The following is a 15,580-nucleotide window of genomic DNA, read 5'->3' as shown; positions in this document are numbered from 1 at the left end:
GTTATTCCGTTTTTTGTTAGGAGGGAAATAGATGGCTCGTGTTTGTGTAATCACAGGAAGAAAGTCTCGTTCTGGTAACAGTCGCTCTCACGCTATGAATGCTTCAAAACGTACTTGGGGTGCTAACCTTCAAAAAGTTCGTATTTTAGTAAACGGTAAACCAAAGCGTGTTTACGTTTCAGCGAGAGCATTAAAATCAGGTAAAATTGAACGCGTTTAATTTATTAACGTACTAAAAAGCATAGCGATCCGCTATGCTTTTTTACTTTTTTTATGATACCTGTTGCCTCTAACCAAAATACTCTACTCCAATTAAGCTAAGCGTCTTTTTTAAATGTACTCAGCATGGCGCGAACAAGTCCGCCAAGAAATCTAGGTAATTTAATCGTATAAAATCTCATGCTTTCCCTCCTACAAGCTTTCTAGCATTTTTAAGGAAAAGATTAATCCTATTACATTCTACTTGCGTTGAGCGAAAACTATGACATGAAATTGTTAATCTTTGCTCCTTACTACTAATGCTATGCCTTCGCTAAATGAAATAGACCCTTCACTCTCTAGTAGTTCATTGCTTACACATAGTGATGATCCAATTTCCAATAAATGATTAGTTAGTGGGTATTTAAAGCCCTTTAAAGTTAAATTTACTACATTAGCACCTAATGAAAAAAAGGATACGTATTTAAAATGCTGCAGTTTACTAATGAAATGGGTACCTTGCAAAATGACATATATTTCGTTATATTCATCAACGATTTTTATTGGAACACCAGAATTCATAAATTTTATTAATAATGTAATACTTCCAAACTCATGATCTAAACGTTTTCCGGTAACACAATGGATAAAAATCTTTTCTGGTTTTTGTTTAATTGCCCATTGAATAGCAAGTTCTAAATCTGTTTCATCTTTTTCAGGAGGGTAAATAAAAACATTTGGAACAAGCCCTTTTATCTTTTCTAAATTCTCATTACTTAAAGAATCAAAATCACCGAATATTGCCTCTGGAATTAATCCTTCTTCAATTAAGTAATGAGCTCCATTATCTACGCCAATCAGTATCTGGTTTTCGTCTTTCTGAGTAATTTCAGTAATTGTATTTGATTTCGGTCCTGCACCTACAATATGTATAATCAATTTTTCTTCCACCTTTAAAAAAAATGCAATCGAATGTCGATTGCATTTTTTGTTTCATAATTAGATTTTCCATGCAATTTTAGATGATTACATTACCCTCTAATTTTCGCTATAGCTTCTTTTCTGTCTTCCTTATTATAAACTGCTGAACCGGCTACTAATACGGTAGCACCTGCTTCTATACAAATTTTAGCCGTATGCTCGTCAACGCCACCGTCTATTTCGATTTCAACTGATAAATTGCGTTCTTTAATCAAGTTAGCAACTTGTTTAATTTTAGGAACAACTGATTGAATAAATTTCTGTCCTCCAAAGCCTGGATTTACGGTCATTAAAAGGACCATATCGACATCATCAATAATCTGTTCAATTGTTGAAACTGGAGTCGCTGGATTAAGAACTACACCTGCTTTAATGCCAAATGATTTAATGGTTTGGATCGTGCGATGTAAATGTGTACACGCTTCAACATGAACCGTAATAATGTCCGCTCCAGCTTTTACAAATTGCTCTATGTATTGATCTGGTTTTTCAATCATTAAATGTACATCAAGTGGAAGCTTCGTCACAGGTCTAATTGCTTCTACAATCAGTGGTCCAATTGTGATATTTGGTACAAAATGACCATCCATTACGTCGACGTGTATATAATCTGCCCCTCCACGTTCTACATCTAATATTTCTTCTCCAAGTTTAGCAAAATTCGCTGAAAGGATTGATGGTGCAATTTTAACCATGATTAATACCTCGGCTTTCTATCTCTTATTTCTTCTATGAATGATACATAATGATCATATCGTTTAGGAGAAATTTCCCCACTTTCAACCGCATCTTTTACAGCACATTTTGGTTCTTTTAAGTGGGTACAACCTCTAAATTTACATTCTTGACTTTTTTCTCGCATTTCCACAAAACAATAAGATAAATCTTCGGATTCGATTCCCATAAATTCCAATGAACTAAAACCAGGAGTATCTGCAACTAGACCCTGTCCAATTTTTATTAATTCAACATGTCTAGTTGTATGTTTTCCTCGTCCTAAATGAGAGGAAATAATACCCGTTTTTAAATCAAGCTCTGGATTAATCGCATTTAGTAAAGTTGACTTACCTACGCCAGATTGTCCTGCAAATACAGATATTTTATTTGACATATGTGGAAGTACTTTTTCTAATCCTTCCTCAGTTTTTGAAGAAGTTAAACATACTTCATATCCAATTTGGCGATAATAAGAAACGTATTCGTACACTAGTTTTAATTGTGCTTCTGAACACAAATCAATCTTCGTAATGACAATTAATGGTTTAATTTCATTAAACTCAATTAATACAAGGAATCGATCTAATAATATTGGAGAAAAATCGGGCTCTACTGCTGAAAAAACTAAAATTGCTTGATCAACATTTGCAATTGGAGGTCGAACAAGTTCATTTTTTCGCTCTTTAATTTCAAGTAAATAACCTTCTCCACTTTTTTCGATATGATATTCTACTTCGTCTCCAACTAAAGGTGTTATTTTCTTATTCCGAAAATTTCCTCTACCACGACAAGCAACAACTGTCTCATCTGTTTCAACATAATAGAATCCACTCAATGCTTTTATGATTTTGCCTTCTGGCATATACTCACTCCTACAACTCTTTAATTCGATGGATAAGGTACATCTCTTTCTGCAATAACTTGACCATCTTTAACAATTTTATAGGAAGCAGTTTGTCCAGGATCAATTGTCACTTCTACTGGTATAGTAGTTGTTTCGGTGATCGATTTTGAAATTGCAGGTTTTTCACCATTATTATTTTTATCCCTAATATATACCTCAATTAGCTGAGGTGAACTAGGATTGGTTGGTGTATATGGTACTTGTAAATTGATTGTTACTTTTTTCGTCTTTTCTTTTTGTTTTCCAGAAGAAATAACGATATTTAATGTATCCCCTTCTTTTACTGCAACGTTAGCAGATGGGGATTGAGAAATAACATGGTTTTCAGCAACTGTTCCAGAATCTTCTTTCGTTACGCTAAGCTTTAGGTTATTGTCACCTGCATAGGTTTCAACATCTTTTCTAGACCATCCTTTTAGGTCACGAAGAGTGATCGTTGATGTCCCTTTACTTATCCATACATTTAAATCTGTTTCTGATGGAACAACTTCAGCCCCAACGTTCGGAGATTGGTCGATTATTTCACCTTCCGATTCATCACTTTCGATAAAATGCGTTGAAACAGAACGATAATCGTCTTGTAATCGAGATTTTATCGTGTTGTATTGAAACCCTTTTAGGTCTTCCATCTCATTACTTTTTTTACCTTTTGATTTATAAATCGTTATCGATGAATTTTCTTTAACAGTTTCCCCAATATTAGGCGAAGTTTTAACGACTTTCCCTTCATCAACTTCATCATCAAAAATTTCTTTCGGATCGCTTATCTTTAACCCTTTTGATGCAAGTAACGTAACCGCACTTTCGTATGTCATATCCTTTACATCTGGAATTTGTACGTCTTCAGGTAAAAATAATGCAGGAATCAAAGTTATCGCTAATAAACCACCAATTAAAAGTGCAATAAATGTACCTATAATAAACTTTGCAAAAGAATTTTTCTTCTTCCGTTTTAATTTATCAGGTTCTTTTACGACAGCCTCTTTTTTGATTGGCTCTTTTTTGATTGGTTCTTTTTCTTTATTTGATTTTTTCTTTGATGGTACGACAACCGTATCATCATTAGTTGAAACTGGTATATCCTTTATGATCGGAATTACCTTCGTTTCATCATCATTTGTAGGAATCACAAAACGTTTTTCATTCAAACGATCACTATCTAAAGCAGTTTGTAAATCAAGCTTCATCTCATCAGCAGTATCATATCGATAAAAGATATCTTTGGCAGTAGCTTTTAAAACGATATTTTCAACGCTTTGAGGTATTTCTGGGTTAAATTTTGTTGGCGGTGGAACTTCGCTTTGTAAATGTTTTAATGCGATCGCAACTGCACTCTCACCCGAAAAGGGTAGTTTTCCAGTTAAAAGCTCAAACATTACAATTCCTAAAGAATAAATGTCTGACTTTTTATTCGCAACTCCACCTCTTGCTTGCTCAGGTGAAAGGTAGTGAACAGAACCAAGAACTGAATTTGTTTGTGTAATTGTTGCAGCTGTAGAAGCTGTTGCAATTCCAAAATCAGTTATTTTTACATTTCCTTCTTTATTGATTAAAATATTTTGCGGTTTTACATCTCTATGAACGATTTGAAAATGATGCGCATGTGCTAATGCTGAGGCTAATTGTTCCATAATCCTCAATACTTCTTTTGGCTTTATAGGTGTATGATGTTGAATATACTCCTTTAAAGTCTCACCTTCAACGTATTCCATGACGATATACTGTAATCCATCTTCTTCCCCAACGTCATATGAACTTACGATATTTGGATGAGATAGCGAAGTAACTGAATATGCCTCACGTTGAAATCTTCTTAAGAAGTCAGGGTCGTTTGAAAAATCAGCTTTTAACATTTTTACAGCTACATCTCGATCTAATATCATATCACGGGCTAAATAAACGTTTGCCATACCGCCAACACCAATTAATTTTAAGATCTTATATCGGTCGTTTAGGCGTCTACCAATCATCACGCTCATCATCACCCTTTCTCTATATTTCTAGGCTCAAACTTAATAATGGCAAGGGTGATGTTATCTTCTCCACCAAGATCATTTGCGATTGAAATCAATTGGTTACCGAGAATCTCAATTGGTAGATTTTCATTTAATTTTTCATTAAAAAGTTCATTTGATATTTTATTTGATAAACCATCTGAACATAAAATGATTAAATCATCTTCTTCCCAAGTTAAAGTTTTAATATCAACATCAACTGTTTCCTCAGTACCAAGTGCTCGCGTTATAACATTTTTACGAGGATGAATTTCTGCATCCTCCATAGAAATTTGACCAAATTTAACGAGTTCAGCGACAAAAGTATGATCTTCTGTTATTTGCTTAAACCCTTCATCATTCCTCAAATAACTTCTACTATCACCTACATGTGCAATCGTAAAAAATAAAGGAGTACAAATAATCGCTTCAAGGGTTGTCCCCATACCCTTGCACTCTTCATTTTGCTCTGAATGAACTAATAGATTTGTATTTAATTGCGCTACAATATTTTTTAGCCATGATTCGGCTTCTACTGGTGTTTCAAAATTACTAGTATTTTTCCACTCTGCTTCAAGGAAATTGATCGCCATCATACTTGCAACTTCACCCGCTAAATGGCCACCCATACCGTCAGCAACTACAGCTAATACGATTCCTGAATCGTTCGTAAATATACCTACGCTATCTTCATTATGCTCTCGAACTTTCCCCGTATCAGTTTGAAAAAAAGTTTGCATTGTTTCACCTCGTCTCCTCTTTACGCTCCTTTGCACGCAACTGTCCACAAGCTGCATCTATATCATGACCTTGTTCACGACGAATTGTAACATTAACTCCATTATTTTTAAGTACTTTTTCAAATGCAAAAATTTGTTCCTTTGGTGTTCTTACGTAATCTCTTTCAGGTACATAGTTAACTGGGATTAAATTAACATGACATTTAACTCCTTTAAGTAACCTAGAAAGTTCTTCAGCATGCTCAACTTGGTCATTTTCACCACCGAATAAACCATATTCAAACGTTACACGTCTACCTGTTTTTTCAACATAGTAACGAACAGCGTCCATTAAATCCGGTAATTTGTATGCACGATTAATTGGCATTAATTTAGAACGTAACTCACTGTTAGGAGCATGTAATGAAATCGCGAAATTAATTTGAAGTCCTTCATCAGCAAAGTTATAGATTTTTGGAATGATTCCGCTTGTTGAAACTGTAATATGTCTTGCACCAATGTTAAGACCTTTATCAGAATTAACAATTCTTAAGAAATCCATTAAACCATTATAGTTATCAAATGGTTCGCCTATACCCATAACTACGATTGAGCTAACTCTTTCTTCAACTTCATCAATAGCACGTTGTACTTCTAATACTTGTGCAACGATTTCGCCTGCTTCAAGATTTCGTTTTAAACCGCCAAGAGTAGATGCACAAAAAGTACATCCAATTCGACAACCTACTTGCGTCGTTACACATACAGAATTGCCATAATTATGTCTCATTAAAACAGTTTCAATTGAATATCCATCATGTAATTCAAATAAAAATTTCATAGTACCATCTGAAGAGGTTTGTTTAACTAATGTTTTTAATGTCGTTATTGTAAAATTCTCTTCAAGTAACATACGTAGCTCTTTTGGAATATTTTGCATTTCTTCAAAGCTTTCAACTCGTTGTACGTATAGCCAATTATAAATTTGCTTTGAACGGAAAACCTGCTGCTTTTGCGCCTTTAACCAATCCTCTATATCACTCACTTTTAACGAGTAAATTGAGGGTTTATGAGTTTTTTCTATTTTGACTGAATTTGTAGTATTTTCTAATTTCAACGTTACACCTTCTTCCTTAATCTTGCAATAAAAAATCCATCCGTTCCAAAATAATGTGGTAGTAGCTGTATATACCCTTTTTGAACTGATTTATTTTCATTTAATTTTTCCGGAACATGATCAATTAATGAATGATCTAATTCATAATCATGATGCTCATCTAAAAAAGCTTCGACCACATCAATATTTTCTTCATGTCCAACTGTACAAGTGCTATATACTAAAGTTCCACCTGGCTTAACTAACTTTGAAGCTTCGTCTAAAATAGACTTCTGAACTCTTTGTAAATTCGTTACATCAGTAGCATTCTTTTTTAATAAAATATCTGGTTTACGACGAATAACCCCTAAACCAGAACATGGAGCATCTACTAATACTTTGTCAAATAATCTTCCTTCAAACTCTTCAGGTGCTTTTCTTGCATCTAGAGCTTTCGTTTCTATATTATCTAACCCTAAACGATTAGCTTGTTCTTTTATTAACTTTACTTTATGCTTGTGTAAATCTAATGAAGTGACTGATCCAGTACCGCCTAACAACTCAGCAATATGTGTTGATTTCCCTCCAGGTGCTGCACATGTGTCTAATATATCTTCACCTTTTTCAACTCCAAGTGCTTGTGCAACTAACATCGAGCTTTCATCTTGAATTGAAAGGAAACCTTCTTTAAATGCATTCGTATAAGCAACATTTCCTTTTTGGATTTCTATTGCAAATGGAGACAGTTTTCCTTCCTTAACCTGTACTCCTTCATCTTCTAGCATTTTTAGCACTTCTTCTCTTGTTGCTTTCATTGTATTGACCCTTGCAGTTTGAAACGGTGGAAGTATGTTCTCTTCACAAATTTTTCTAGTTTCTTCTTCGCCGAATTCTTTTACCCATTGTTCAATTAACCATTTAGGATGATTTGTTTCAATTGAAAGCTTTTCAATTGGGTCCTTTATTTCATCGATTGATCGTAAACCATTTCTTTGAATATTTCTTAAAACCCCATTTACTAAAGAAGCAATTCCTTTATGCCCTCGCTTTTTAGCAATATTAACAGCCTCATTTAAAACGGCATGAGGAGGTATACGATCTAAAAAATGCAATTGATATAAAGAAAGTTTTATTAATATATAAACCCATTCTTCTAATTTCTTCTGATTTTTTATAAATGGTTCTAAATAAAAATCTAACAATTGATCTCTTTGAATAGTACCATAGATTATTTCTGTTAATAATCCCGAATCAGCAGAAGATAAATCATTCTTTTGAATATAGTTATTTACTAACAAATTACTATACGATTGATTTTTATAAACTGAAAGAAGAGCCTCTAAGGCAATCTCTCGTACATTTTTACTCATGTTATTCTCCTAACTTCATTCCACGTTCAATAAAAGAACCTGCACCATTTATATATTGCTTTGCTTCCATTCGCTTTTTACCAGCGGGCTGTAAATCAGTAATTTTGATAGCAGTATGATTACCTGTTGCTACTAATATGCCATCGTTTAAAACATCAATTATTTCACCTGGTGTTAAATTTTGATTCGTATTTACTTTTTCACCCCACCAAACTTTTAAAACTTCTCCGTTTAATGTAGTATAAGCTACTGGCCAAGGGTGTAAACCTCTTACGTGATTATAAATCTCTTCACCAGTTTTTGACCAATTTATTTGCTCTTCCTCACGCTTAATATTTTTCGCAAAGCTAACTTTACTTTCATCTTGCTTCACTGCATTCATTTCACCTTTTAATAATGGTGGGATTGTTTCTGAAAGTAAATTCGCACCAGCAATACTTAATTTATCGTGAAGCGTTCCAACGTGATCTTTTTCTTCAATTGGAACAACGACTTTAGCTAACATATCACCAGCATCTAATTTTTCAACCATATACATAATTGTTACACCAGTTTCACTCTTACCTTGAATGATCGAATAGTGAATTGGAGCTCCACCTCGTAATTCTGGTAATAATGAAGCATGTACATTTATACAACCAAATTTAGGAGCTTCAAGAATATCTGTAGGAAGAATTTGTCCAAAAGCTGCAGTTACAATTAAATCTGGCTTCAATGCCAACACTTTTTCTGTTTCTTCTGGAAGTCTAATTTTTTCAGGTTGTAAAACTGGAATATTATGTTTTAAAGCCTCTACTTTAACAGGAGGTGGAGTTAATACTCTTTTTCGACCAACGGGGCGATCTGGTTGAGTTACTACACCGACTACATCATATCCTTCATCAATTAATCTTCTTAAAACAGGAACAGAAAAATCTGGCGTCCCCATAAAAACAATCTTTGTCATTATTTTGCCTACCCTTCTAATTCACTTTCTTCATAGTATTTCGAGACTTTAGAAGTGAATAAAACTCCATTTAAATGATCAATTTCATGTAATAGTGCACGAGCTAAAAATCCACGAGCTTCTATAATAAAATATTTTCCACGTTTATTTTGAGCTTTGATTTTTGCATAGCTAGGTCTTGTTACATCACCATATAAGTTAGGGAAACTTAAACAACCTTCAACATCAGTTTGCTCGCCTTTTGTTTCCATTACAATTGGATTAATTAAATCAATTCTTCCATTCTCATCTTCAACATCTACAACAGCTACTTGTTGCAGAATACCAACTTGTGGAGCTGCTAATCCAACACCATCTGCTGCTAGCATTGTCTCATACATATTATTTAAAAGTTTTACTAAATTTTTATCAAATGTCGTCACTTTTTCACAAGGTGTTTCAAGAACTTCATTTGGAAATTCTACTATTTTTAATAAAGCCAATTTCACAACTCCTATCTTGATTGTACGTTAAATTTAATTTTTAAAACCACCTATGTCTTATGCTTGCCTTAGTCTGAGCAAATGCCTTCCACTTTTCGTTTTGTCTAGTTCCAGGCGTTAGCCCCTCGAGGTGTCGAGGCTGACCAGTCGCCTCCACTTTTCGTTCTGTCTAGCTCCAGGCGTTAGCCCCTCGAGGTCATAAGCCAAAGTCCAATAAAGGTTAAAAACCAACCTTTCTCAATCTTTGTCTTATGCTTGTCGGGGCTGAGCAAACGCCTTCCGCTTTTCGTTACATAAACATAGTAGGTTGAAAGTCGATTGTTAATTGTAGTTTGCCTTTGTCTGTTTCGTCTTGGTAGTATTGTTGGATACGGTTTAGGACGTCATAGAGTGCAGGTTCAGATTTGTATTTTATCACACATTGATAACGAAAATGGTCTTTTATTTTTGCGATAGGTGATGCTACTGGTCCGAGTACTATTGATCCTTCTGATAAGTACTCTCTTAAATAGCCTGCAATTTGTTCGCTTACTTTGACTGTTTTTATCAAATCATTATGTGCTATTGATATTAAAACTAAATAATAAAAAGGTGGATAGCGAAATGAGCGTCTTATTTTCATTTCTTCTTCATAAAACGCTACATAGTCCTGTGTTTTAGCTAATTCAATACTATAATGCTCTGGTGAATAGGTTTGTATAACTACTTCACCTGGTTTTTCATGACGACCAGCTCTTCCACTTACTTGTGTCAATAAGCTAAATGTTCGCTCACTTGCTCTGAAATCGGGTAAATGAAGTGAACTATCTGCTGCTAAAACACCAACCAATGTAACATTTGGAAAATCAAGTCCTTTTGCAATCATCTGTGTACCTAGTAATATATCAGCCTCACCATTACCAAATTGCTTGAGCATTTTTTCGTGGGCACCTTTTCGACTAGTCGTATCATTATCCATTCTAATGACTCGTGCTTCTGGGTAGGTTTTTGTAATAGCTTCCTCTACCTTTTGCGTTCCGGTTCCAAAAAATCGAATATGTTCACTCAGGCAAGAAGGGCATTGTTTTGGCATATAGGTATCATATCCGCAATAATGACATTTTAGATGATGGTTATGTTTATGATAAGTTAAGGAAACCTCGCAATGGGGGCACTGAATTGTGTAACCACAATCCCTACACATTACAAACGAAGAATAGCCTCGACGGTTTAAAAATAAGATGATTTGTTCCTTCTTCTCTAATCGATCCAATATTTTTTCATGTAAAGCTGTAGAAAACATCGTACGATTACCGATTCTTAACTGTTCTCTCATATCGACAATTTCCACTTCAGGTAATGGGCCTTGATTAACCCTTTTAGACATTGTATTTAGCTCATAAACACCTTTACCAGCTCTAGCAAAAGATTCTAATGTAGGAGTCGCACTTCCTAAAACGATCGGACAATGATGATATTCTCCTCTCCATATTGCAATATCTCTTGCATGATATCTTGGATGTTCATCTTGTTTATAAGTTGTCTCATGTTCTTCATCTATTATAATCATGCCAATGTTTTCAAATGGTGCAAATATTGCTGAGCGGGCACCCACTACTACTTTAACTTCTTTTCTCTGAATCTTTCTCCATTCATCATATTTCTCACCAATAGATAGACCGCTATGTAGAACTGCAACATCATTTCCAAATCTACTTTTAAAACGGCCTACAATCTGTGGGGTAAGAGAAATTTCTGGTACTAATACGATCGCTTCTTTCCCAACAGACAGTACCTCTTGAATGGCTTGCAAATAAACTTCTGTCTTTCCACTACCTGTTACTCCATGTAAAAGATGGATTTTATTCTTACTTTCATGAAATGAAGAAACGATTTGCTCAAATGCAATCTGTTGTTCCTCTATTAGTGGTAAAGGCTTAGAGCGTTCAATTTCCTTACCTTCATATGGATCACGATAAACTTCAACTGTTTTAATTGAAACTACCTCGTTTTTCTCCAATGTCTTTATAGGTGAATCAGTGATGCCAAGACATTCTTTTAACTCCTTCACACTTGTTTGACCATTCATACGTAAGTATTCAATAATATCTTTTTGTTGTGGAGATTTGATTACAGGTAATTCTTCGTCTAATACCTTTAGTAGCGAAACTACACGTTCTGTTTTTTTATTTGCTTTATTTTTTACTTCATATTCAATTTCAAGCAACCCGTCTTTAATTGCTCGTTGAACTAATGAAATTTTACTAACTAGACTTTCTATTTCAGTCCATTCTCTTCTTTTTACGATCGAAAATAGATTTGCTAATTCTGGAACTAATTGTTCTAAAGCTTCGTCAGATGTCACTTGAACATGTTTTTTATATACAGCTTTAATAGCTGTCGGAAGCATTGCTTGATATGCAGAAATGAAAAAACAAAGTGTTTTTTGAGATAGATAAGAACCTAAAAGAAGAAGTTCTTCTGTTAAAACTGGCATGACATCAAGAACTTCTTCGATTTCTTTAACCTTCTCTAAATTAGTTGTTTCTTTTATAGACAATACGAATCCTTGAACTTTCCTTGGACCAAATGGAACAATTACTCGCATTCCCGGTTGTATTGCATCCTGCCATCTAGTTGGTACTTTATAATCAAAAGGACGGTCTGTTTGTCTGACTGATACATCAACTAAAACTGATGCGTATGTCATCTTTCTACCTCATTTAATAAGTGATGAACTTCAAGTAGTATTTCTTCTGCTACTTCTTTTTTACTCATTTTAGGAAGTGACTTAACTTCACCATTACGTTTAAAAATCGTTACAATATTTGTATCAGAACCAAAACCAGCCCCTGCTTTTGTTACATCATTAGCAACAATCATATCAGCATTTTTCTTTAAAAGTTTACTTTTTGCATACTCATCTATTTGATCTGTTTCTGCAGCAAACCCTACTAAAATTTGATGTGTTTTATGTTGGCCTAAAGTTAGAAGAATATCTTTCGTACGTTTAAAAGCAATTGAAAGATCACCATCAGCTTTTTTCACTTTTTGATCATAAGTAATTGAAGGTGTATAATCAGCAACTGCTGCTGTTTTTATTACAACATCTGCTTCATTATAATAAGACCAAATCGCTTCAAACATTTCCTCGGCTGACTCGGTTTGGATAAATTTACACCCATTAGGTGGTGTTAAATTAGTTGGTCCAGAAACGAGTATTACCTCTGCTCCTAAAGAAACTGCAGCTTCTGCGATGCTATAACCCATCTTTCCTGTTGAATGATTTGAAACAAAACGAACCGGATCAATTTTTTCAACAGTTGGGCCAGCAGAAATAATAATTTTTTTATCTTTTAATAAACCGACATCTCTTTGGAAATGTTCATTTACGAATTGAACGATTTCTTCCGGCTCTGCTAATCTACCTTTTCCAACATAGCCACATGCTAAATATCCTTCATTTGGCTCAATAAAGCGATGACCAATCTCTTTCAATGTGTTCATATTCTTTTGAACAATCGGATGGTTATACATATTAACATTCATAGCTGGGGCGATCCAAACTGGTTTTGTTGCAGCAAGTAATGTTGCCTGAATCATTTCATCTCCAAGACCATTTGCTAATTTTCCAATTGTGTTAGCAGTTGCTGGAGCAACAATGATTAAATCAGGCCAATCACCTAAATCAATATGTGCAATTTTTGAACTATCTTTTTCATCAAAAGTATCTATATAAACATCATTTCTTGATAAAGCTTGAAACGTTAAAGGTGCCACAAATTTTGTAGCGGATAAGCTCATCATTACTTTAACGTCATATCCTGCTTGTACTAGTTTACTTGTAAGTGCTGCTGCTTTATAGACTGCAATTCCACCTGAAACACATAGGAGAATCTTTTTTTGTTCCACTCACCTTCACCCTTTCAAATTTTATTCTTTCTATGTAATATGTCAAAAAATAGGTCTTTTGGACGTTCTATGTCTAAGATACCACAAATATGTTTGAAATAAATGTTATAGGCTTTTCTAAAAAAAGCTCATCAAGTAGCTTATCGTCAAAGCATAAGCTTAGTTGTATTATCTTATTTTCTGAAGTCAGGGCTTTTAGTCGTTTAAGCTACTCGGCCATTTTATCACAAAAATAAGACTGCCCCCATTTCTAATCACCACGAAACTTTTAGGAGAGGTGTTAAACACCACGTTGTCCTTTTTAGTCATATGGAAAATTAGCAAATGTTTTGGGACAGCCTCATCACACAGTTAAATATTAATCTTCTTTAACTTCTTCAAGTTTTCTATAAGATAATAATCCAGCATTAATTTCTTCTAATGCTTTTCCTACAAATTTATCAGATACTGGTTTTTCAACACGAGTATCTTTATTTACTTGCATTTCGCGAGCACGCTTTGAAGCAACTGTTACTAGCGTATATTTTGAGTCTAATTTTGTTAATAAACGGTCAATCGAAGGATATAACATAGTTTATTCGGCCTCCATCATTCTTTTATAATAATTTGCAACTCGTTCACGTTTTAAATGTTCACTTAAAATAATTGCTTTAATACGGTCACAAGCTAAATCAACTTGATCATTTTCAACTACATAATCGTAAGCATCCATCATTTCAATTTCTTCTTTTGCTGCATTCATACGATTCATAATCACATCTTCAGTTTCTGTGCCTCTTGTTACAATTCTATTTTGTAATTCTCTCATACTTGGAGGGGCTAAGAAAATAAAAATTCCTTCTGGAAAGGCTTTTTTTACTTGTAAGGCACCTTGAACTTCAATTTCTAGGAAAATGTCTTTTCCTTCGCTTAATGTTTTTTCAACATAATCAATTGGCGTTCCATAGTAATTACCTACAAACTCTGCCCACTCAAGAAATTTATCTTCATTTATTTTCTGTTTGAAATCTTCTTTTGATGTAAAGAAATAATCTACTCCATGTACTTCACCTTCACGAGGATTTCTTGTCGTCATCGAAATACTATATTGCAGATCTAAGTCCTTATTATCAAAAATAGCTTTACGCACCGTACCCTTACCTACTCCTGATGGACCAGAAAGTACGATTAATAAGCCTCTTTCATGCCTCATTTATGACCCTACCCTTCTAATTCTAGACAGTTTTATTTATTAAAGGTCAATCTATTGTTACTTCTGCGTGTTAGAGTCAATTAATAAAAAATTAATTAGTCTTCTATTTCACATTGTTACCGGACCTTTGCAACTATAAACAAATCTTTTACATTATTCAATATTTTGAACTTGCTCTCTAATTTTTTCAAGATTATTTTTAATTTCAACAACTTGTTTAGAAATATCTAATGAGTTTGCTTTCGAACCAATCGTATTCACTTCTCGATTCATTTCTTGTACGATGAAATCTAATTTCCGCCCAATTGATTCTTTTATTTGTAAAGTTTCATTAAACAATTCTAAATGACTAGTTAGTCGAACTAATTCTTCAGATATGTCACATCGATCCGCAAAGAGCATAAGTTCTGTTAATAATCTTTGCTCATCAACCGCTGTTAATTCAACTTCCGCTAATTTAGATTGCAGTTTTTCACGATATGATTTCAAAACAAGAGGAGAATGAACAGTAATTTGTTTTTTACATTCTTCAATTGCTGTTAATCTTTCTATTAAATCTTTTTTAAGTTGTCCACCTTCTTTGCACTTAACATCAAAAAATTGCTGACATGCATTTTCAGTAGTCGTTAACAATAATTCTTCAAAATTATCATTGATTTGTTCTACTTCACTTACTGTAGTAACTTCAGGTAGCTTTAATAAATCGATTGGATTGTAAAAAGATTTATTTTGCCCTTCACCTGAAAGATGTTCTATCGCTTTTTTATATTGTTGAATTAAGCCTTCATCTATTTGTAATGTACGTTGTAATAAGCCCTCAATTGTAACAAAAACCTCAACTCGACCTCGACTAGTATACTCAGCTACAATTTTCTTAATTGCATCTTCATATGCTAATAATTGCCTCGGCATTCGAACGATTGTCTCTAAGTATCGATGATTCACTGCTTTCATTTCAATATGTATTTTGTACTGTTCATTTGACAAAATGGCTTTACCATACCCTGTCATACTTACGACCATTGTTCCACTTCCAATACACTAATTTTCTCTCTAATTTATTTCCCAAATTTCATTCAATATGTAAAAG

Annotated in this window: 16 protein-coding genes; 1 reads left to right on the top strand and 15 read right to left on the bottom strand. The window is 34.0% G+C overall.

Going from position 1 to position 15,580, the window contains the following annotated elements:
* The first annotated feature begins 31 nt into the window (after positions 1-31).
* On the top strand, positions 32-220 hold the full coding sequence (gene rpmB, locus COE53_RS01390; protein ID WP_025568947.1) for a 50S ribosomal protein L28: 189 nt from the start codon (positions 32-34) through the stop codon (positions 218-220).
* A gap of 97 nt (positions 221-317) precedes the next feature.
* Here rpmB and spoVM read toward each other — a convergent pair whose 3' ends face one another.
* The 15 genes from spoVM to COE53_RS01315 all read right to left on the bottom strand — a co-directional run bounded on the left by spoVM (position 318) and on the right by COE53_RS01315 (position 15,513).
* Positions 318-401 (bottom strand): stage V sporulation protein SpoVM, encoded by an 84-nt coding sequence (spoVM, locus tag COE53_RS01385; protein WP_049813551.1) that lies wholly within the window; start codon positions 399-401, stop codon positions 318-320.
* Between the two features lie 94 nt (positions 402-495).
* Entirely contained in the window at positions 496-1,137 is a 642-nt protein-coding gene (locus tag COE53_RS01380; protein WP_025568948.1) for a thiamine diphosphokinase, read from the bottom strand.
* A 92-nt stretch (positions 1,138-1,229) separates the two neighbouring features.
* On the bottom strand, positions 1,230-1,874 hold the full coding sequence (rpe, locus tag COE53_RS01375; protein ID WP_025568808.1) for a ribulose-phosphate 3-epimerase: 645 nt from the start codon (positions 1,872-1,874) through the stop codon (positions 1,230-1,232).
* Between the two features lie 2 nt (positions 1,875-1,876).
* Positions 1,877-2,758: a ribosome small subunit-dependent GTPase A gene (gene rsgA / locus COE53_RS01370; RefSeq protein ID WP_025568809.1), complete on the bottom strand. Its 882-nt coding sequence runs from the start codon at positions 2,756-2,758 to the stop codon at positions 1,877-1,879.
* 20 nt (positions 2,759-2,778) lie between these two features.
* Entirely contained in the window at positions 2,779-4,773 is a 1,995-nt protein-coding gene (gene pknB / locus COE53_RS01365; protein ID WP_098947348.1) for a Stk1 family PASTA domain-containing Ser/Thr kinase, read from the bottom strand.
* 8 nt (positions 4,774-4,781) lie between these two features.
* Complete coding sequence (locus COE53_RS01360) at positions 4,782-5,534, bottom strand: Stp1/IreP family PP2C-type Ser/Thr phosphatase (RefSeq protein WP_025568811.1); 753 nt, start codon at positions 5,532-5,534, stop codon at positions 4,782-4,784.
* Positions 5,535-5,538: 4 nt separating this feature from the next.
* A complete protein-coding gene (rlmN, locus tag COE53_RS01355; protein WP_180242377.1) occupies positions 5,539-6,630 on the bottom strand; it encodes a dual-specificity RNA methyltransferase RlmN in 1,092 nt (363 codons plus the stop codon).
* 2 nt (positions 6,631-6,632) lie between these two features.
* Positions 6,633-7,979: a 16S rRNA (cytosine(967)-C(5))-methyltransferase RsmB gene (gene rsmB / locus COE53_RS01350; RefSeq protein ID WP_098947334.1), complete on the bottom strand. Its 1,347-nt coding sequence runs from the start codon at positions 7,977-7,979 to the stop codon at positions 6,633-6,635.
* A 1-nt stretch (position 7,980) separates the two neighbouring features.
* The gene (fmt, locus tag COE53_RS01345) at positions 7,981-8,925 is read right to left on the bottom strand and encodes a methionyl-tRNA formyltransferase (protein ID WP_029715330.1); all 945 of its coding nucleotides are present in this window, start codon (positions 8,923-8,925) and stop codon (positions 7,981-7,983) included.
* An 8-nt stretch (positions 8,926-8,933) separates the two neighbouring features.
* Positions 8,934-9,407, bottom strand: a complete 474-nt coding sequence (gene def, locus COE53_RS01340) for a peptide deformylase (protein WP_025568816.1) — start codon at positions 9,405-9,407, stop codon at positions 8,934-8,936.
* Between the two features lie 289 nt (positions 9,408-9,696).
* On the bottom strand, positions 9,697-12,096 hold the full coding sequence (priA, locus tag COE53_RS01335) for a primosomal protein N' (RefSeq protein ID WP_025568817.1): 2,400 nt from the start codon (positions 12,094-12,096) through the stop codon (positions 9,697-9,699).
* Positions 12,093-13,298, bottom strand: coding sequence for a bifunctional phosphopantothenoylcysteine decarboxylase/phosphopantothenate--cysteine ligase CoaBC (gene coaBC / locus COE53_RS01330; RefSeq protein ID WP_025568818.1), 1,206 nt, complete (start codon positions 13,296-13,298; stop codon positions 12,093-12,095). Before coaBC ends, priA begins: the two co-directional genes overlap by 4 nt.
* 358 nt (positions 13,299-13,656) lie before the next feature.
* Positions 13,657-13,869 (bottom strand): DNA-directed RNA polymerase subunit omega, encoded by a 213-nt coding sequence (rpoZ, locus tag COE53_RS01325; protein WP_025568819.1) that lies wholly within the window; start codon positions 13,867-13,869, stop codon positions 13,657-13,659.
* 3 nt (positions 13,870-13,872) lie between these two features.
* Positions 13,873-14,490, bottom strand: coding sequence for a guanylate kinase (gene gmk / locus COE53_RS01320; protein ID WP_069034530.1), 618 nt, complete (start codon positions 14,488-14,490; stop codon positions 13,873-13,875).
* A 153-nt stretch (positions 14,491-14,643) separates the two neighbouring features.
* Complete coding sequence (locus COE53_RS01315) at positions 14,644-15,513, bottom strand: YicC/YloC family endoribonuclease (RefSeq protein WP_025568821.1); 870 nt, start codon at positions 15,511-15,513, stop codon at positions 14,644-14,646.
* Between the last annotated feature and the right edge of the window lie 67 nt (positions 15,514-15,580).

Origin of the sequence: Bacillus sp. AFS029533 (assembly GCF_002585125.1) — a bacterium.
GTDB lineage: Bacteria > Bacillota > Bacilli > Bacillales > Bacillaceae_G > Gottfriedia > Gottfriedia luciferensis_B.
Note: the sequence above shows the minus strand (reverse complement) of the source record. Positions and strands in the feature narration are given on the sequence as shown.